The organism is Aquincola tertiaricarbonis, from assembly GCF_023573145.1.
Taxonomy (GTDB): domain Bacteria; phylum Pseudomonadota; class Gammaproteobacteria; order Burkholderiales; family Burkholderiaceae_C; genus Aquincola; species Aquincola tertiaricarbonis_B.
Genome location: NZ_CP097635.1, coordinates 2,981,610 through 2,998,727, shown reverse-complemented (window position 1 = coordinate 2,998,727; position 17,118 = coordinate 2,981,610). Strand labels below are relative to the sequence as shown.

The window sequence follows — 17,118 nt, the reverse complement described above, 5'->3', positions numbered from 1 at the left end:
GGAACGGTGCGGAGGCGCGGCTGCCGCGGCGGAACTGCCCGGGCAACGGCCACCCGCGTGGGACGCAGCTTGCGCAGTCTAAGGCCCCCAAGCTCGCGGTCGCTCGCTACCCCCCAGGGGGGCTCTCCGCGCCTTGGGACGGCCCGGCGGCGCGGGGCTCGGCGACCTGCGACCCGCTCGGCCTGATCGCGTGAGGCAACAGCCCTTCATGCAGCGCCACCTGCTCCAGCGCCGTCTCGAAGCTGGCGCGCGCGGTGGCCGCCACCCGGCGCAGGTAGCTGTGCAGCTGCGCGTCGCTGGGGCCGCGGTCGGCGCATTCGGCGCTGTAGGCCTCGAAGTGGGACAGCTGCATCAGCAGCTCGGCCACATGCCGCGGGCATTCGCAGGCGATGGTGGTGGACAGGCCGGCGAATTCGGCCAGTGCGGCGTCGTCCCAGCGCCGGGCGGGCAGGGGCGCTTCGGCGGCATCGGGTGTGGCCGGGCCGGGCGGCAGCAGACCCGGCGCAGCCAGGCCCGCCGCTGCGGCCTGCCGCAGTGCCAGGCTGGCCAGCCAGCCGGCCATCCACGGGCCCAGCACCGCATCGGGCTGCGGCTCGCGCAGCAAGGCTAGCCCGGCTTCGGCGAGCGCCTGGCAGGTGGCATCGGCGGCATAGCGGTACAGCACCGCGCAGGGCGCCTCGCGCAGCGCTGGGCAGGCCGCCTGCTGCTCGGCCAGCCAGCCCGGGTGCAGGCGCGGGGCTTCGAGCAGCCAGGCGTCCACCGCCTGGCCGGCCAATGCGGCCTGGGCCTGGGCCAGCGTGGCGTACGGGCCCAGCACCGCCACCGGCACGGCTGCGCGTCCGGCCAGCCACTGCGGCTGCAGGCGTGCACCCAGTCCGCTGCCCACCACCGCCAGCTGCCAGCGGCGTGATGCAGGGGCGGGGCCGGCCGGCGCGGGTGCGGGCATGCTGTGGTGCTCGGCCAGCACGCTGGCATGGGTGCTGGCCACCTGCTGCAGCTGGGCCATGCTCAGCCCGGCCAACTGGCCGATGGCATGGCCGCGGTCGGTGAGCTGCTTCAACAGGGCCAGGCGGCGCACCTCGTCGGCCGAGTACAGCCGCTGGCCGCTGGCCGAGCGTTGCGGCTGGCTGAGGCCGTAGCGCCGCTCCCACACGCGCAGCGTGGCCACCGGCATCTGCAGCATGCGGGCCACGGCGCCGCTGCGGTGCAGGCTGCCACCGCTGGCCGTGGTGGTTTCGGGCGGGCTCGTCGGGTTTTCCGGGGCGGGGCGCTTCATGGCGACTTCACTGAATCGGGTTTGAACCGGAGTATGAGACCAATCGCCCCGGTTGTTGCGATTCATCAAAGGCCATGACGCGCTTCAGGGCTACGCTGCAGGCTCATCCCAGCCATCGCAAGGAGACCTGACATGAGCCGCCAACCGCAAGACCCCCGCCGACAGGCCAGCGCCACCACCGCGGCAGCCGATCCGGCCGCCCCCCGCCAGCGCCGGGTGTTCCTGATGGCCGTGGCCGGCAGCGCCGCGGTGCTGGCGGCGCCGCGGGCCCGCGCCCAGACCCTGCTGGACGAGAAGGACCCGCAGGCCGCTGCGCTGGGCTACGTGGCCGATGCCAAGCGGGTGGACACCAAGAAGTACCCCAAGTTCGCCGCCGGTCAGCACTGCGGCAACTGCGCGTTGTTCCAGGGCAAGGCCACCGACAAGGCGGGCGGCTGCCCGCTGTTCGGCGCCAAGCAGGTGGCCGGCGCCGGCTGGTGCAGCGCCTGGGCCAAGAAGGCCGGCTGACCCTCTGCCGCTTCGGCGGCACCGCCCCTATCATCCCCCGCGCTGCGCCTGCTTCCACGGCGCACCGGGGGTTGCATGTACTTGAGCCGCAGCCGGGCCGACACGCTGGCCCGCGTCATGGCCACCCTGGCCGAGCCGCTGGAGGAGCAGCAGGTGCGGCTGCAACTGGGCGGGCAGATGCTGCAGTTGCTGGGGGCCCAGTTCTTCGCCAGCTATGTGTGGGACGAAGCCGGCCAGCGCTTCAGCCATGGCGTGCACCTGGAGATGGACCCCGGCAACCTGGCCCGCTACGAGCAGCATTACCAGTTCCACGACCCCATCACGCTGACGATGCGCCAGCACCGCCGCGCGGTGCGTGCCACCGACGTGCTGCCGCATCCCGCCCTGCGGCGCACCTAGTTCTTCAACGACTTCCTGGCGCGTGACGGGCTGCACTGGGGCATCAACCTCTACGCCTGGGACGGCGAGCACAACATCGGCGACATGCGCATCTGGCGCGACCGCCGGCATGCCGACTTCGGCGACGACGAACGTGAGCTGCTGGACCTGGTGCGGCCGGCCTTCGTGGCGGCGCTGCGGCGCAGCCGTGATGCCACCTTGGTGGCGCCGGCCGCCCTTGCTCCCGCCGCGGCTGCGACGCAGGCGCCGGACTGGCAGGCCCTGCTGAGCGGCCGGGAACGCCAGGTGGCCGGGCTGGCCGCACAGGGCCTGCCCGACAAGACCATCGCGCAGCGGCTGGGCATCTCCATCACCACGGTACGCACGCACCTGGACCACGCCTTCCGCAAGCTGGACGTGCCCAACCGCGCGGCCTTGGCGCACCGCCTGCACGGCTGAACAACCCTCCTCATTCCCAAGGATGGCGGGCGGGTGGGGGCCGCCCGTACCGTCGTGGCTCCACTGCCGGAGCCAACGCATGCCTGCTGCCATCGACCGTCGCCACTTCCTCAAGACCACCGGCGCCCTGGGCGCCTGCAGTGCCACCGGGGCCGCCGGCCTGCTGGCTGCTTGCGGGGGCGACGGCGGCTACAGCGCCAGCGAGCAACGCCAGCTCAGCGCGGCCGAGACCGTCTCGGCCATCGCCCAGGGGCTGCTGACGGCCGAAGAACTGGTGACCACGCTGCTGACCCGCGCACGCGCGCTGGCCTCGCTCAATGCCTTCATCACGCTGGACGAAGCCGGCGCGCTGGCCGCCGCCCGTGCGGTGGATGCGCAGCGCCGCAGCGGTGCCGCGCTGCCGCCGCTGGCCGGCCTGCCCGTGGTGGTGAAGGACAACATCAACGTGCGCGGCCTGCCCACCACCGGCGGCACACCGGCCCTGCGCAACCTTGTGGCCGCGGCCGATGCGCCCAGCGTGGCGCGGCTGCGCCAGGCCGGCGCCATCGTGCTGGGCAAGACCAACCTGCACGAGCTGGCCTTCGGCATCACCAGCACCAACCTCTCGCCGTTTGCCGGGCCGGTGCACAACCCGTACGACAGCACCCGCATCCCCGGCGGTTCGTCGGGCGGCACCGCGGCGGCCATCGCGGCACGCATCGCGGTGGCCGGGCTGGGCACCGACACCGGTGGCTCCACCCGCGTGCCCGCGGCCTTGTGCGGCATCGCGGGGCTGCGACCCTCGGTGGGCAACGGCGGGGCGGACCGCCGCTACCACGACGAGAACGCGGTGGTGCCCATCAGCCACACCCGCGACACCGTGGGCCCGATGGGCCGCAGCGTGGCCGACCTGGCCTTGCTGGACGCCGCGATCACCGGCACCGCCGTGCCAGCGGCCGCCAGCCTGGCCGGCCTGCGCTTGGGTGTGCCGGCCAGCTTCTGGGCCGGGCTGGACAACGGCCTGGCGGCCGTGGCGCAGGCTGCGCGGGCCAGGCTGCAGGCCGCCGGCGTGGTGCTGGTGGACCTGGACCTGCCGGGCCTGGCCGAGCTGAACAACCAGGTGTCGTTCCAGATCGCGCTACACGAACCCATCGCCGACCTGCCGGCCTGGCTGGCCGCCAACGGCGCGGCCAACCTCACGCTGGCCGACGTGGCCGCGGGCGTGGCCAGCCCAGACGTGAAGGGTGCCTTTTCGGCCATCCTGGCCGATGCCTTCGGCGCCGCCTATCCGGATGCGATCAACGTCCACCGGCCCCGCATGCAGGCGCTGTATGCCGCCTGCTTCGCCGACAACCGCATCGAGGCGCTGCTGTTCCCCACCACCCTCCTGCCGGCCACCACCATCGATGCGGTCAACGGCTCGTCCACCGTGTCGGTCAATGGCGGCCCGCCGTCCGACACCTTTGGCACCTACATCCGCAACACCGACCCCGGCAGCAATGCGGGGCTGCCCGGCTTGTCGCTGCCCGCGGGCCTGACGGCAGGCGGCCTGCCGGTGGGGCTGGAGCTGGATGGTCCGGTGGGCAGCGACCGCCGGCTGATCGCCATCGGGCTGGCGATCGAGGCCCTGCTGGGGCCGGTGCCCGCGCCCACGCTTTAATGCCGTTGTCCGCCACGCGGGCGCGCTGATTGCACCGGCGCGCTGCAACAACAAGGCGCGCGGCGCGGGGCGGGGACATGAGCGGAGCTTTCTGGGGCGGCATGCTGGCCATGCTGGTGGTGGTGCAACTGCTGGTCATCTGGTCGATCCGGCGCCACCGCGATCCTTCACTGAAGATCGAATGCGACCATCCGATCGACGCGCTGATGCCCAGCCTCGCGGGCCTGACGCTGGGCTCGGCGCTGGCCGGCAACCGCTGGACGGTGCATGAGAACGGCGCCTTCTTCGACGTGCTGATCGAGCGCATCGGCCAGGCCACGCAGTCGGTGCACTTCGAGACCTTCTTGTGGAAGGACGGCCAGTTGGGCCGGCGCCTGGCAGCGGCGCTGGCCGAGCGCGCCCGGGCCGGCGTGAAGGTGCGGGTGCTGCTGGACGCGCAGGGCAGCAAGGCCGCCGGCCGCGAGGTGGTGGCGCAGATGCGCCAGGCGGGCTGCAAAGTCTGCTTCTTCCACAAGCGGGCGCTGCGCAACATCGGCGTGCTCAACGACCGCGACCACCGCAAGCTGGTGGTGCTGGACGGTCGCGAAGCCTTCGTCGGCGGCCATTGCGTGGTGGACGACTGGCTGGGCAATGCCGAGGACGGCCAGCATTTCGCCGACGTGAGCCTGCAGCTGCACGGGCCCATCGTGCACAGCATCCAGGCCGCCTTCAGCGAGAACTGGGCCGGCGAGACGGGTGAGCTGTTCGTCGGTGATGCGGTGTTTCCGCCGCTGCCGCCGGCGGGCGATGCCACGATGCATGCGGTGTTCGCCAAGCCCGAGAACTCGGCGCCCACCGTCAAGATCCTGCACCACACCATCATCTGCCTGGCGCAGCACCGGCTGTGGATCCAGAACCCCTACTTCATCCCCGAGCCCGAGGCCATCGACGCGATGGGCGCAGCCGTCAAGCGCGGCGTGGACGTGCGGGTGCTGATGCCTTCGACCAGCGGCTCGGACAATCCGATGGTGCAGCATGCGGGCCACCGCAACTTCGAGAAGCTGCTGCGCTGCGGCGTGCGGCTGTTCGAGTACCCGCACACGCTGCTGCACCAGAAAATCGTGACGGTGGATGGCGTGTGGTGTGCCATCGGCTCCAGCAACTTCGACGACCGCAGCTTCGAGATCAACGACGAGATCAGCCTGTCGATCAGCGACGCGGCGCTGGCCACGCGGCTGGACGCCATCTTCGAGAAGTACGCCGCCCGCGCCACCGAGATCGAGCTGGACCAGTGGGTGCGCCGCGGCACCTGGCACAAGCTCAAGGACAACGCCTTCTACCTGCTCAACGAGGTGCTGTAGCCGCCGCGGCGGCACTGGCGAGCGTGGCCAGCAGCTGGTCGATGGCATAGGGTTTGTGCAGCACCACCAGGTCGGCGTCGGGCGCCTGCTGGGTGAAGCCGGTGGCCAGCACCGTGGGCAGCTGCGGCCGGTGTTGGCGCACCCACTGTGCCAGGTCGATGCCGTTGAGCCGGCCGGGCATCACCACGTCGGTGAACAGCAGGTCGAAGGAGGCTTCGCCCTGCAGGACCGCCTGCGCCTGGTCGGCGTTTTCGCACAGCTGCACCTGGTGGCCGGCGGCCTGCAGTGCCGGCACCACCACCGAGGCGGCCAGCGCATCGTCTTCCACCATCAGCACCCGCAGCGGGCGCCGGGCGGCGTCGCCCGGCAGCGCAGGCACGCTGCCGGCCTGCAGGGGGGCGGGCGCGGCCGCGTCGGCCACCGGCAGCAGCAGCGTCACTTCGGTGCCCTGGCCGGCCTCGCTGCGCAGCCGCAGCAGGCCGCCCGAATGGCGCGCAAAGGCCTGCACCTGGGCCAGGCCCAGGCCGCTGCCGGCGCCCACCGGCTTGGTGGTGAAGTAGGGCTCCACCGCCTGCGCCATCGTCGCCGCGTCCATGCCGTGGCCGGTGTCGGCCACCGACAGGCGCACGTAGCGGCCGGGCGGCAGGCCGGCCAGCTCGTCCGCCTGCGCCTCGCGGCCGGCGATGGTGACGGTGCCGCCATCGGGCATCGCGTCGCGGGCGTTGAAGATCAGGTTCAGCAGCGCCAGGTCCAGCTGCGTGGGGTCTACCATCACCGCCGGCAGGCCGGGCGCGATGTGGGCGCTCAGGCCCACGCGACCCTGCAGCGTCTTCTTGATCAGCTCTTCGCTTTGCAGCAGCCAGTCGTTCACCGCCACCGGGCGCGGCGCCAGCGTGGCCGCGCGGCCGAAGGCCAGCATCTGCCGCACCAGGCCGGCCGCCTTGGCGCTGGCGCCCACGGCCGCCTGCAGCGCGCGCCGGTGCGGGCCTTCCGGCACCACCCGCAGGGCCAGCTGCACGGCGGTGGTGATGGTCTGCAGCAGGTTGTTGAAGTCGTGCGCCAGCCCGCCGGTCAGGCGGCCGATGGCTTCGTGCTTCTGCGATTCCAGCAGCTTGGCCTGGGCCTGGCGGGCTTCTTCCACCGCGGCGGCCACGCGGGCCTGCAGCTCCTGCTGCGCCTGCTGTGCATGCTGGCCGGCGCGGCGCAGCGCGGCGGCCACGGCATCGGCCTCGCTCACGCCGGTGGCCAGCGCCGGCGGCACCTGGTCGGCCCCCAGCTGCAGCGCGGCATCGCGCAGCTGGAACATCGGCCGGCTGATGCGCCGCGCCGCCAGCAGGGCCAGGCCCAGGCCCACCAGCAGCAGCACGGCCGAGGCGCTCAGGGCCTGCAGCGTCAGGCGGTTGGCCGCCTGGGTGAGGGTGCGCATCGGCAGCGCGATCACCGTGGTCCAGCCATGGCGGTTGGGCGGGCTGAGGTAGCTGAGCGAGGCCACGCCGTCCAGCGTCACCGTCTGCGCAAAACCATGTTCGCGCGCGGCGGCGCGGCGGCCCAGCTCGCCGGTGGCCTGCACCCCCACCCAGCGGCCCGGCTCTCGGTTGCGGGCGGCCACGCGTTGCTGCTGGTCCATCACCGAAGCGACGCTGCCTTCGGGGTAGGGCAGCGCTTCGACCAGCTGCTGCAGCACCACGGCGTTGAAGGCCACGCCCACGTTGTGCCGCGGCGGGCTCACGGTGTCGGCCACGAAGACGCCGACCACCGGTTGCTGGCTCATCGGCCCGCGCAGCACGAAGCGCACCTCCGCGCCGGTTTGCAGCAGCGGCCGTTGGTTGATGCGCGGCACCCCTTCGGCACTGAAGGGCACGCGGGTGTTGAGCAGCTGGCGGTTCAACGTGTTCACCAGGGCCCAGCTGTCGGTCTGCTGCACCGCGGCCGTGGCCTCGGCATGGAAGGCGGCATAGCGCCCGTCGGCCAGCGCCTGCGAGACGCTGAGCGTGCGTGCCATGACCTCGCGGCGTTCCAGCTCACGCTCCACCGCGGCATTGAGCCGCTCGGCCAGCTGCTGCACCTGCTGGCGGGCCGCGTCGGCACCGCGCAGGTAGGTGCTGCGGGCCAGCAGCCCAAAGGCCGCTGCCGCGGGCAACCATACCGACAGAACGATCAGCAACAGGCGGGTACGGATGCTCACGCAGCGGTGCACCAGAGATGGGACGCGATGGAGTGTCGCCGCCTTTGCACCCGCTTGGCACGCACTGTTTGCTGAGTGCCAGGCGCAGAGCTGATCACTATTGACCGATGGCGCGCATCACCTGCGCAGCCATGTCAGGCGAGCGGTACCAACGGTTGCATTTGCCACCCCGGGCTACGGGTGGCCACGGAGGCGTCGGACCCGGGCGCGCGCCACATTCAAGGGCTGCCCGGAACACGCCGGCCAGCGAAGTTGCATAGACAAGCAGGAGACAACAACCATGCCAGGAGTTCGATTCCACCCCCGCCACGTGGCCGCTGCCGCGGCCCTGGCCCTGTGCGGGCTGCAGGCCATGCCGGCCGGCGCCGCCACCTCCATCCTCTTCATCGGCAACAGCTTCACCTATGGTGCGCTGGCTTCGGTGCAGAACTGGGGCACCAACACCGTCACCGACCTCAACGGCACCAACATCGGCGGCGTACCGGCCTTGTTCAAGGCCTTCACCGTGCAGTCGGGGCTGGACTACAACGTCAGCCTTGAGACGGAGCCGGGCAGCAACCTCGACTTCCACTACAACAACCGCCTGTCGCTGATCGACAAGCCGTGGGACAAGGTGGTGATGCACGGGCAGAGCAACCTGGACTTCCAGGCGCCGAACAACCCGACCAAGATCGCCACCTACACCGGCATCCTGGGCAACGTGTTCCAGGCGCGCAACCCCAACGTCGACATCAGCCTGACCGCCACGTGGTCGCGCGCCGACCTCACCTTCAGCAATGCCACCAGCCCCTGGTTCGGCAAGCCGATCACGCAGATGGGCATCGACGTGCAGGCGGGCTATGAGTTCGCCGCGGCGCAGAACCCCACCATCGTCAGCCGCGTGAACCCCGTGGGCCTGGCCTGGAACCGCGCCATCACCACCGGCCTGGCCGATGCCAACCCGTACGACGGCATCGACGCCGGCAAGATCAACCTCTGGGCCAGCGACAACTACCACGCCAGCAACTACGGCTACTACCTGCATGCGCTGGTCGACTTCGGGATGATCACCGGCATCGATCCGCGCAGCCTGGGCGGCACCGAGTACGCCGCGCTGCAGCTGGGCATGACGGCCAGCGAAGCGGTGGCGCTGCAGGGCGTGGCCTGGGACACCATCCAGGCGGTGCCCGAGCCTTCCACCTGGCTGATGCTGGCCCTGGGTGGCGGCGTGCTGGGCCTGGTGGCGCGGCGGCGCCGGCAGCGCGAGCCAGTGGCCGCCTGAGGCGCCGCGGGCCGGGCCTGCGCGCTGCAGGCTACGGCCCGCGCTGCAGCAGCGCGTGCAACAGCAGCAGCGCCACCAGCGCCAGCAACGCGCTGGTGGCCTGCCAGAAACGCACCGGATGCCGCTGCGCAAGCGGTGGCAGGCGCTGGCGGTGGAAGGCCGGGCCGGGCTGGTTCAGGTCGTGCAGCAGCTCCGACACCGCCTGCTGGCGGCGTGCGGGCTGCGGCTGCAGCGCCTTGTGCAGCACCGCGTCCAGCCAGGCCGGCAGGTCAGGCCGGTGGTGGCGCAGCGGCGTGTAGCGCAGGCGGCGCAGGCCGGAGGCGTCCCGCAGCCGCGTCACCTGCAGGCCATAGGGCAGCTGGCCGCTCAGCATCTGGTAGGCCAGCACGGCCAGCGAAAACAGGTCGGCGCGGGTGTCGGCCGGTTGGCCCACGAAGTATTCGGGCGCCGCGTACTGCAGCGTGCCCACCAGCGCGCTGGCCGCCGGCGTGGGTCCGCATTCGGTCAGCCCGGCCACCTGCACGGTGCCGAAGTCGATGATCTTCACGGTGCCACTGGCATCGATCATCACGTTTTCCGGCCGCAGGTCCTGGTGCAGCATCTCCAGCCGGTGAAAGGCCTGCAGCCCCTGGCCCAGCTGGGCGACGATGGCCCGCACCTCGGCCAGGCCGGGCCGGGGATGGTCCCGCATCCATTGCGCCAGCGTCTGGCCGGGCAGGTACTCCATCGCCACGTACAGGTGGCTGCGCGGCCCGTGATCGGCGGCCGGCCGCAGCACATGCGGGCTGTGGATGCGCCGGGCCACCCATTCCTCCAGCAGGAAGCGGTCGAGCAGCGTGCGGTCGGCCAGCGTGTCCGCCGACGGGAACTTGAGGGCCACCGGCTGCCCGCTGGCGTCGTCATGGGCCAGGTGCACCTGGCTGCGGGCGCCGGTGTGCAGCGGCCGCACCAGGGTGTAGTGGTCCAGCATCTGGCGGGGCGACAACGCAGGTGCGGGCGGCAGCGCCTGCCAGGCCGCCCGGGCGGTGGCGGCATCGGCATCGGGCAGCGCCTCCACCCGCAGCAGTTGCACCGTGATGTCGTCGGTGCTGCCGGCCGCGCGGGCACCGTCGGCCAAGTCTTGCGCGGCGGCTTGCAGGTCGCCGCCATGGCGGGACAGGGCGGCATGCACCACAGCGGCACTCAGGTGGTCGTGGGCGCCGTCGGTGGCCAGCAGGTACAGGTCACCCGGCCGCAGCAGCCACTGGTGGTAGTCGATCTCCACCGCCGGCCCGGTGCCCAGGGCCCGGGCCAGGCAGGCCTGCGTGGCGCTGAGCTGCAGCCGGTGGTCCTGCGTCAGCGGCTCCAGCGTGCGCTCGTGCAGCTGGTAGATGCGTGAATCGCCCACGTGCAGCAGGTGGGCGTGCCGACCCTTGAGCACCAGCGCGCTGAAGGTGCACACATGGCCGCGGTCCTTGTCGAAGCGGCCTTCGCCGCGCATGGTCTGCGCATGCAGCCAGGAGTTGGTGGCCTGCAGCACCCGCTGGGCCGAGCGCCGCACCGACCAGCTCTCGGGCGTCAGGTAGTAGTCGTCCAGGAAGCTGCGCACCGCCGCAGCGCTGGCCACATGGCCCACCGCGCTGGAGCCGATGCCATCGGCCAGCGCCACCGCCACGCCCTTGCTGGCCCGCAGCGCGGCGCCGGGCAGCACCGCGCCATGGAAGTCCTGGTTGCGGGCGTGGCCCGGCCCGGCCAGCGAGTGCTGGCCCAGCGTCACCTGCAGCATCGGTGCTGCTTCAGGCCACCACGCGCTGGGGGGCGGTCTTGTAGTGCGTGGCGTACAGCGTAGCCCCCACGAAGGTGAGGCCGCCCACCAGGTTGCCGATGACGGTGGGGATCTCGTTCCAGATCAGGTAGTCCATGAAGGTGAACTGGCCGCCCAGCAGCAGGCCCGACGGGAACAGGAACATGTTGACGATGGAATGCTCGAAGCCCATGTAGAAGAAGATGAGGATGGGCATCCACATGCCGATGACCTTGCCCGACACGCTGGTGGACATCATGGCCGCCACCACGCCGGTGGACACCATCCAGTTGCACATCACGCCGCGGATGAAGAGGGTGAGCATGCCGGCTGCCCCGTGGGCGGCATAGCCCAGCGTGCGGCCTTCGCCGATGTGGCCGATCTTCTGGCCCACCGCATTGGGCGCCTCCGAGAAGCCGTAGGTGAAGATGATGGCCATGAAGAGGGCCACCGTCAGGGCCCCGGCGAAGTTGCCGAAGAACACCAGCGTCCAGTTGCGCAGCACGCCGGCCCAGGTGGCGCCGGGCCGCTTGTCCAGCACGGCCAGCGGCGTCAGCGTGAACACGCCGGTCAGCAGGTCGAAGCCCAGCAGGTACAGGATGCAGAAGCCCACCGGGAACAGCAGCGCGCCGATCAGCGCATTGCCGGTGTTCACCGTCACCGTCACCGCGAAGGCGGCCGCCAGCGCCAGGATGGCACCGGCCATGTAGGAGCGGATCAGCGTGTCGCGGGTGGACATCAGCAGCTTGGATTCGCCGGCATCGACCATCTTGGTGACGAATTCGGCGGGGGCGAGGTAGGCCATGGCACTTCCTTGGGGGCGGGTGGCTGCCGCAGGTGCAGCCGGTTGCAGCGCAAAAACGAAAACGGCGTCCGTTGCCATGCCGCTGCAACAGGTGCAGGGCAGGCAACGGACGCCGTCATCCGTGGGGGCGAGCCGCCTTTAGCTCGATGTCCGACGGGCATGCACCTTCCATGCCATGCGCAGCGCACCCGGCTGGTGCCTGCTTGTCTAGACGTGTGGCACGCCGGGCGTCGGCCCGAAGGCGAAGTCGGGCAGCGACAAGGTGGCCTCGGCGACGTCCAGCAGCCGGCGGTTCTGGTCCATCGAGGTCTTCTGCAGCGCGCGGAAGGCGGCTTCTTCGGTCATGCCCAGGCGCGACATCAGCACGCCCTTGGCGCGCTCGATCACCTTGCGTTCATGCAGCGTGCGGCGGGCGTTGTCCAGCTCGGCCTCCATGCGGGCCAGGCGGGCGGCCTGTTCCTGCAGCAGCGCCATCAGGGCCGCGTTGTCGGCCGCCGGGGCCACCGCGTCGGGGCCGGGCACCGGCTGTGCGGCCGGGTCGGCCTCGAAGAAGCGGGCCACCGCGCCGGCATGCTGGGGCGGGTGGCGGCGCAGGCCCTGCAGCAGGCCCTCGGAGTCCTGCAGGTCCTGCTCGGCCTGCCGGCTTTGCGATTCGCACTCGGCGCGCAGCCGCGCCATGAGGTCCAGCTGCAGCTGCCACAGCGCATCGATGCGCTGGCTGCTCACCTCGAACCAGTCGTCGCTGTGGCGGGTGTCCAGCGGCGCCTCCGGCCTTGCCATGGCCAGGGTGCGGCGCAGCCGCTCCAGTCGCGCGGCCTCGGGCGTGAGCTGGCGCGCTTCCCAGTCGCTGCGCAACGCCGGCTCGGCGAAGTCGGCAAACACCTGCAGGCTGCGCTCCTGCGCATCGATCAGGTGCAGCACCCGCTGCTGCTGCGCCTGCGCGCAGCGGCCGGAAGCGAACAGCACCGCGCCCAGTGCCCGTTCCTGGCCGGCGGCTTCATTGGCCTGCACCAGGTGCAGCAGCGCCACCAGCAGGCGTGAGGCGGCCGGCAAGCGCGCGGCGTCGGCGATGTGGAAGATGAGTTCCACCGGCCCGGCGATGAGCCGGCTGTAGGCGGCCACCGAAGCGGCCGCGTCCAGCTGCTGGCGGGCCACCTGCGCGCGCAGCGCGGGCAGCTGTTCCAGCCCCATCAACACCCAGGCCATCAGCGTGAGCAGCGGCGCACCAGCGGCCTGTTCAGGCGCCAGCTGGCCGGCCAGCTGCTGGCGCAGCACCTGCTCGGCCTGGTCGGCCTCGGCCATGGCCTGGGTGCGCACCTCGGCAAAGCGCTGGCCGCCCGAGGCCAGCCACACGCTGGTGGCGCCGCGTTCGCGCTGCAGGCCGTGGATGAGCCGGCCGATGGCATCGACCAGCTCGGTGCGCTGGGCCAGCTGGCGCACCGCCTCAAGCTCGCGCTGCTTGGCCCGCAGCACCAGCTGCGAGGCGGTCAGGGGCAGGGCGGTCTCGGTCATGCGGGCTCTCGGGTCAGGCGGTGGCGGGTTCTTCCTGCATTGTGTGCGCCAGCGCCACCAGCACCTGGCCGTCTTCCACGCGCACGGCATGGGCCCGCACCGAATGCTCGGGCGCCTCGAGGCATTCGCCGCTGCGCAGGTCGAAGTGGTTCTTGTACATGGGCGAGGCCACCACCAGCCGGTCGCCCAGGTTGCCCACCAGTCCGCGCGAGAGCACGCTGGCGCCCGACTTCGGGTCCACGTCATCAATGGCGTGGAAGCTGCCGTCGCCCAGGCGGAAGACGGCGATGGGCTGCTCGTCCACCAGCGCGGCGACGCCGGCCTCGGGCAGGATGTCCTCGGTGCGGCACACGGGCACCCAGCGCGGGCCTTCCGTCTGCGGCGCTTCGGTGGGCGCCGGGGCGATGTTGACGAAGGAACGGAAGCGCTGGCGCACCTGCGGGTCGTTGACGGCGGTCTTCCATTCGCACTGGTAGGTGTCCACCACGTGCTGCATCTGGGCTTCCAGCTCGGCGCCCAGGCCCAGGCTGTCCTGCACGATCACGTCCTTCAGGTAGTCCAGGCCGCCTTCCAGGTTGTCGCGCCAGGTGCTGGTGCGCTGCAGCCGGTCGGCGGTGCGCACGTAGAACATCAGGAAGCGGTCGATCAGCCGCACCAGCGTGGCCCGGTCCAGGTCGGCGGCCAGCAGCTCGGCATGGCGCGGCTTCATGCCGCCGTTGCCGCAGACGTAGAGGTTCCAGCCCTTGTCGGTGGCGATCACGCCCACGTCCTTGCCCTGGGCCTCGGCGCATTCACGGGTGCAGCCCGAGACGCCGAACTTGATCTTGTGCGGCGCGCGCAGGCCCTTGTAGCGGTTCTCCAGCATCACGGCCAGGCCCAGGCTGTCGTCCACGCCGTAGCGGCACCAGGTGCTGCCCACGCAGCTCTTGACGGTGCGCAGGCTCTTGCCATAGGCGTGGCCCGACTCGAAGCCGGCGGCGATCAGCTCTTCCCAGATGGCGGGCAGCTGGTCGACCTTGGCGCCGAACAGATCGACCCGCTGGCCGCCGGTGATCTTGGTGTACAGGCCGTACTTCTTGGCCACCTGGCCGACGGCGATCAGGCCGTCGGGCGTCACCTCGCCGCCGGCCATGCGCGGCACCACCGAGTAGGTGCCGTCCTTCTGCAGGTTGCCCAGGTAGTAGTCGTTGCTGTCCTGCAGCGGCGCCAGGTCCTGCTTGAGCACGAACTCGTTCCAGCACGAGGCGAAGATGCTGGCCGCCGCCGGCTTGCAGATGTCGCAGCCCTGGCCACGGCCGTGGCGGGCCAGCAGATCGCTGAAGCTGCGGATGCCGCCCACGCGCACCAGGTGGTAGAGCGCCTGGCGCGAGTGCGGGAAGTGCTCGCAAAGGTGGTCGTTGACGGCCATGCCCAGGCGGGCCATCTCGGCCTTCATCACCTGGGTGACCAGCGGCACGCAGCCGCCGCAGGTGGCACCGGCCTGGGTGCAGGCCTTGATCTGGCCGATGGTGGTGGCGCCTTCGGCCACCGCGGCGCACAGGCGGCCCTTGCTCACGTTGTTGCACGAGCAGATCTGCGCCGTCTCGGGCAGCGCATCCACGCCCAGGCCGGGCCGGGCCTTGCCGTCGCTGGTGGGCAGGATCAGGAACTCGGGCTCGGCCGGCAGCTTGATGCCGTTGAGCGCCATCTGCAGCAGCGTGCCGTATTCGGCGGCGTCGCCCACCAGCACCGCGCCCAGCAGACGGCTGCCGTCTTCACTGATCACGATCTTCTTGTACACCTGCCGCCGCTCGTCCACGTACTGGCACTGGCGGCTGCCGGGTGTCTTGCCGTGGGCGTCGCCGATGCTGGCCACGTCCACGCCCATCAGCTTGAGCTTGGTGCTCATGTCGGCGCCGCGGAAGGCTGCCTCGGCGCTGCCGGCGATGTGCTGCGCGGCCACGCGGGCCATCTCGTAGCCGGGCGCCACCAGGCCGAAGGTCTGCTCGTTCCAGCTGGCGCATTCGCCGATGGCGTACACGTGAGGGTCGCTGCTGCGGCAGTGGTCGTCGATCACCACGCCGCCGCGCGGGCCGATGGCCAGCACGCACTGGCGGGCCAGGTCGTCGCGTGGGCGGATGCCGGCCGAGAACACGATCATGTCGGTCTCGAGGTAGGTGCCGTCGGCGTACACCATGCGGTGGCGGGCGCTGGCGCCGTCGGTGATCTCCACCGTGTTGCGGCTGGTGTGCACCTGCACGCCCAGCGCCTCGATCTTGCTGCGCAGCACGCGGGCACCGCCGTCGTCCACCTGCACCGCCATCAGCCGCGGCGCGAACTCCACCACATGGGTCTGCAGGCCCAGGTCGCACAGCGCCTTGGCGCATTCCAGGCCCAGCAGGCCGCCGCCCACCACCACGCCGCTGCTTGACTTGGCGCCCGAGGCCTTCATCGCCTCCAGGTCCTCGATCGTGCGGTAGACGAAGCAGTGCGGGCGGTCGCGGCCAGGCACCGGCGGCACGAAGGGGCTGGAGCCGGTGGCCAGCACCAGACGGTCATAGGGGTGCACGCTGCCATCCACCGCGGTGACGGTGCGGGCGCGGCGGTCGACGCTGGCGGCGCGGGCGCCCAGCTTCAGGGTGTAGCCGGTGCGCTCGAAGAAGCCGGGTGCCACCAGCGACAGCTGCTCGGCCGTCTTGCCGCTGAAGAACTCGGACAGGTGCACACGGTCGTAGGCCGGGCGCGGCTCCTCGCACAGCACCGTCACTTCCAGGCCGGGCAGGTCGGCCTGCGACAGGCTTTCCAGGAACTTGTGGCCCACCATGCCGTGGCCGACGAGAACGATCTTCATGCTTGCATCCTGGTCATACGCGGGCGGGCCGCGGTGCTGAGCAGGAGCTGCGCCTCGGCCGACCCCGGCGGGGCGCAGGCATGCGCCGCCACCTCTGGTTTTGAGTACGGGTGGAATCCACCAACGGCCGCAGCCAGGGGCTGCCGCGCGATCGGTGGTCCGCCGTCATCAGCGGAGGGGAGGCCTGGCCGCAGCGACGCTACCGCGGCAGGCGGTGAGCATCACGCAACGTTCGTGCCCAGCGATCAGGGCTGCGAATGCGCCGCAAATGCGCCAGCAAGGGGCTGCGCGCACCGGCGCGGCGCACGGAATGCGCTCAGCCAGGGTGGTTCAGCACCAGGTGCGCGGGCAGGTGCACCATCGCGCCGTCGTCGAACTCGATCGTGTAGTGCACCTCTTGCGGCGCCGCGTCGATCTCCACCACCCAGCCTTCGGCACCGGGGCGCAGCGAGGGCGCCGCCGCGGGGCTGACGACCACCAGCTCGCCGTGCAGGCGCAGGGGCAGTGCGCCCACGGGCAAGGCGGGGCGCGGCAGGCCGGTCTGCTCGGTCACAGCGACACCTGCGAGGCACGGGGTTGCGGCAGGGGCAGGTGGCGGGCGCCCGTGGCTGGCCGCATGCCTTGCGTGGACAGAAAGTCCCACAGGCCGGGCGGCAGGCTGTCGAGCTGTACCTCGCGGGCACCCAGCTGCTCGCGTGCGAAGTGCAGCATTTGTGCGCCCACGCCCTGGCCCTGGTAGGCGGGCGCAACGCACACCACTTCCAGCCGCTCACCGGAGGTGATGAGGAAGCCGATGACCTGCCCGGTGGGCGTGCGGTAGGCCCGCACCTGCGTGGCCCGGCGCAGCGCTTCCCACACGAAGGTGGTGCGCAGCGTCTCGGTATCGCGGCCGCACTGCTGCCAGATGCGCACCAGGCTGGGATAGTCGGTGAGATTCACCGGGGCCATCCGGTGCTGTGGCTGGCTGGCACGTTCGGCATCGGCCATCAAAACCTCCTTCCGACGTGTACGAATATCTGGAATGGAAATGCGGAAAGCGCCCCCAGCCAAGGTTGGGGGCGTTTTTCGGGGATGATTGCCGCGCCCTGTGAGAGTTGGCGGTCTTGTTGTTCTGCAGCCCGCCGGAAAAACTCCGGGCGCCGC

General features: G+C 71.3%; 14 protein-coding genes. 6 read left to right on the top strand and 8 right to left on the bottom strand.

Annotated elements, in window-relative coordinates; genetic code table 11:
* Nucleotides 1–106: 106 nt before the first annotated feature.
* Nucleotides 107–1,276 carry a MerR family transcriptional regulator gene (locus MW290_RS13740; RefSeq protein ID WP_250195213.1) on the bottom strand — a complete coding sequence of 390 codons (1,170 nt, stop codon included), beginning with the start codon at nt 1,274–1,276 and terminating at the stop codon, nt 107–109.
* Between the two features lie 225 nt (nt 1,277–1,501).
* Here MW290_RS13740 and MW290_RS13735 point away from each other — a divergent pair, with 225 nt between their 5' ends.
* The 5 genes from MW290_RS13735 (at nt 1,502) to MW290_RS13715 (ending at nt 5,599) form a co-directional block, all read left to right on the top strand.
* Nucleotides 1,502–1,783 carry a high-potential iron-sulfur protein gene (locus MW290_RS13735; protein ID WP_250196682.1) on the top strand — a complete coding sequence of 94 codons (282 nt, stop codon included), beginning with the start codon at nt 1,502–1,504 and terminating at the stop codon, nt 1,781–1,783.
* Nucleotides 1,784–1,858: 75 nt separating this feature from the next.
* Nucleotides 1,859–2,182, top strand: coding sequence for a hypothetical protein (locus tag MW290_RS13730; protein ID WP_250195212.1), 324 nt, complete (start codon nt 1,859–1,861; stop codon nt 2,180–2,182).
* An 84-nt stretch (nt 2,183–2,266) separates the two neighbouring features.
* Complete coding sequence (locus MW290_RS13725; RefSeq protein ID WP_250195211.1) at nt 2,267–2,620, top strand: helix-turn-helix transcriptional regulator; 354 nt, start codon at nt 2,267–2,269, stop codon at nt 2,618–2,620.
* Nucleotides 2,621–2,699: 79 nt separating this feature from the next.
* Complete coding sequence (iaaH, locus tag MW290_RS13720) at nt 2,700–4,259, top strand: indoleacetamide hydrolase (protein ID WP_250195210.1); 1,560 nt, start codon at nt 2,700–2,702, stop codon at nt 4,257–4,259.
* 77 nt (nt 4,260–4,336) lie between these two features.
* Nucleotides 4,337–5,599: a phospholipase D-like domain-containing protein gene (locus MW290_RS13715; protein ID WP_250195209.1), complete on the top strand. Its 1,263-nt coding sequence runs from the start codon at nt 4,337–4,339 to the stop codon at nt 5,597–5,599.
* Here the strand turns inward: MW290_RS13715 and MW290_RS13710 are convergent.
* Complete coding sequence (locus MW290_RS13710; RefSeq protein ID WP_250195208.1) at nt 5,583–7,784, bottom strand: ATP-binding protein; 2,202 nt, start codon at nt 7,782–7,784, stop codon at nt 5,583–5,585. The two genes, MW290_RS13715 and MW290_RS13710, sit on opposite strands and share 17 nt — an antisense overlap.
* A gap of 280 nt (nt 7,785–8,064) precedes the next feature.
* Here MW290_RS13710 and MW290_RS13705 point away from each other — a divergent pair, with 280 nt between their 5' ends.
* A complete protein-coding gene (locus MW290_RS13705) occupies nt 8,065–9,045 on the top strand; it encodes a PEP-CTERM sorting domain-containing protein (protein ID WP_250195207.1) in 981 nt (326 codons plus the stop codon).
* Between the two features lie 31 nt (nt 9,046–9,076).
* On the opposite strand, the gene MW290_RS13700 is transcribed toward MW290_RS13705, so the two are convergent.
* From MW290_RS13700 to MW290_RS13675, 6 genes are all read right to left on the bottom strand, one after another.
* Nucleotides 9,077–10,810, bottom strand: coding sequence for a bifunctional protein-serine/threonine kinase/phosphatase (locus tag MW290_RS13700; RefSeq protein WP_250195206.1), 1,734 nt, complete (start codon nt 10,808–10,810; stop codon nt 9,077–9,079).
* 10 nt (nt 10,811–10,820) lie between these two features.
* Nucleotides 10,821–11,633 (bottom strand): formate/nitrite transporter family protein, encoded by an 813-nt coding sequence (locus tag MW290_RS13695; protein WP_250195205.1) that lies wholly within the window; start codon nt 11,631–11,633, stop codon nt 10,821–10,823.
* Nucleotides 11,634–11,840: 207 nt separating this feature from the next.
* Nucleotides 11,841–13,145 carry a nitrate- and nitrite sensing domain-containing protein gene (locus MW290_RS13690; protein ID WP_250195204.1) on the bottom strand — a complete coding sequence of 435 codons (1,305 nt, stop codon included), beginning with the start codon at nt 13,143–13,145 and terminating at the stop codon, nt 11,841–11,843.
* Nucleotides 13,146–13,158: 13 nt separating this feature from the next.
* Nucleotides 13,159–15,975, bottom strand: a complete 2,817-nt coding sequence (gene nirB, locus MW290_RS13685) for a nitrite reductase large subunit NirB (protein WP_250195203.1) — start codon at nt 15,973–15,975, stop codon at nt 13,159–13,161.
* 316 nt (nt 15,976–16,291) lie between these two features.
* Nucleotides 16,292–16,528 carry a hypothetical protein gene (locus tag MW290_RS13680; protein ID WP_250195202.1) on the bottom strand — a complete coding sequence of 79 codons (237 nt, stop codon included), beginning with the start codon at nt 16,526–16,528 and terminating at the stop codon, nt 16,292–16,294.
* Complete coding sequence (locus MW290_RS13675; RefSeq protein WP_250195201.1) at nt 16,525–16,962, bottom strand: GNAT family N-acetyltransferase; 438 nt, start codon at nt 16,960–16,962, stop codon at nt 16,525–16,527. The genes MW290_RS13680 and MW290_RS13675 overlap by 4 nt, the downstream gene beginning before the upstream one ends.
* Between the last annotated feature and the right edge of the window lie 156 nt (nt 16,963–17,118).

Bases quoted from the DNA above. Each gene is read 5' to 3' on its own strand.
- MW290_RS13740 (WP_250195213.1), bottom strand. From the start codon at position 1,276: ATGAAGCGCCCCGCCCCGGAAAACCCGACGAGCCCGCCCGAAACCACC.
- MW290_RS13735 (WP_250196682.1), top strand. From the start codon at position 1,502: ATGGCCGTGGCCGGCAGCGCCGCGGTGCTGGCGGCGCCGCGGGCCCGC.
- MW290_RS13730 (WP_250195212.1), top strand. From the start codon at position 1,859: ATGTACTTGAGCCGCAGCCGGGCCGACACGCTGGCCCGCGTCATGGCC.
- MW290_RS13725 (WP_250195211.1), top strand. From the start codon at position 2,267: ATGCGCATCTGGCGCGACCGCCGGCATGCCGACTTCGGCGACGACGAA.
- iaaH (WP_250195210.1), top strand. From the start codon at position 2,700: ATGCCTGCTGCCATCGACCGTCGCCACTTCCTCAAGACCACCGGCGCC.
- MW290_RS13715 (WP_250195209.1), top strand. From the start codon at position 4,337: ATGAGCGGAGCTTTCTGGGGCGGCATGCTGGCCATGCTGGTGGTGGTG.
- MW290_RS13705 (WP_250195207.1), top strand. From the start codon at position 8,065: ATGCCAGGAGTTCGATTCCACCCCCGCCACGTGGCCGCTGCCGCGGCC.
- MW290_RS13700 (WP_250195206.1), bottom strand. From the start codon at position 10,810: ATGCTGCAGGTGACGCTGGGCCAGCACTCGCTGGCCGGGCCGGGCCAC.
- MW290_RS13695 (WP_250195205.1), bottom strand. From the start codon at position 11,633: ATGGCCTACCTCGCCCCCGCCGAATTCGTCACCAAGATGGTCGATGCC.
- MW290_RS13690 (WP_250195204.1), bottom strand. From the start codon at position 13,145: ATGACCGAGACCGCCCTGCCCCTGACCGCCTCGCAGCTGGTGCTGCGG.
- nirB (WP_250195203.1), bottom strand. From the start codon at position 15,975: ATGAAGATCGTTCTCGTCGGCCACGGCATGGTGGGCCACAAGTTCCTG.
- MW290_RS13675 (WP_250195201.1), bottom strand. From the start codon at position 16,962: ATGGCCGATGCCGAACGTGCCAGCCAGCCACAGCACCGGATGGCCCCG.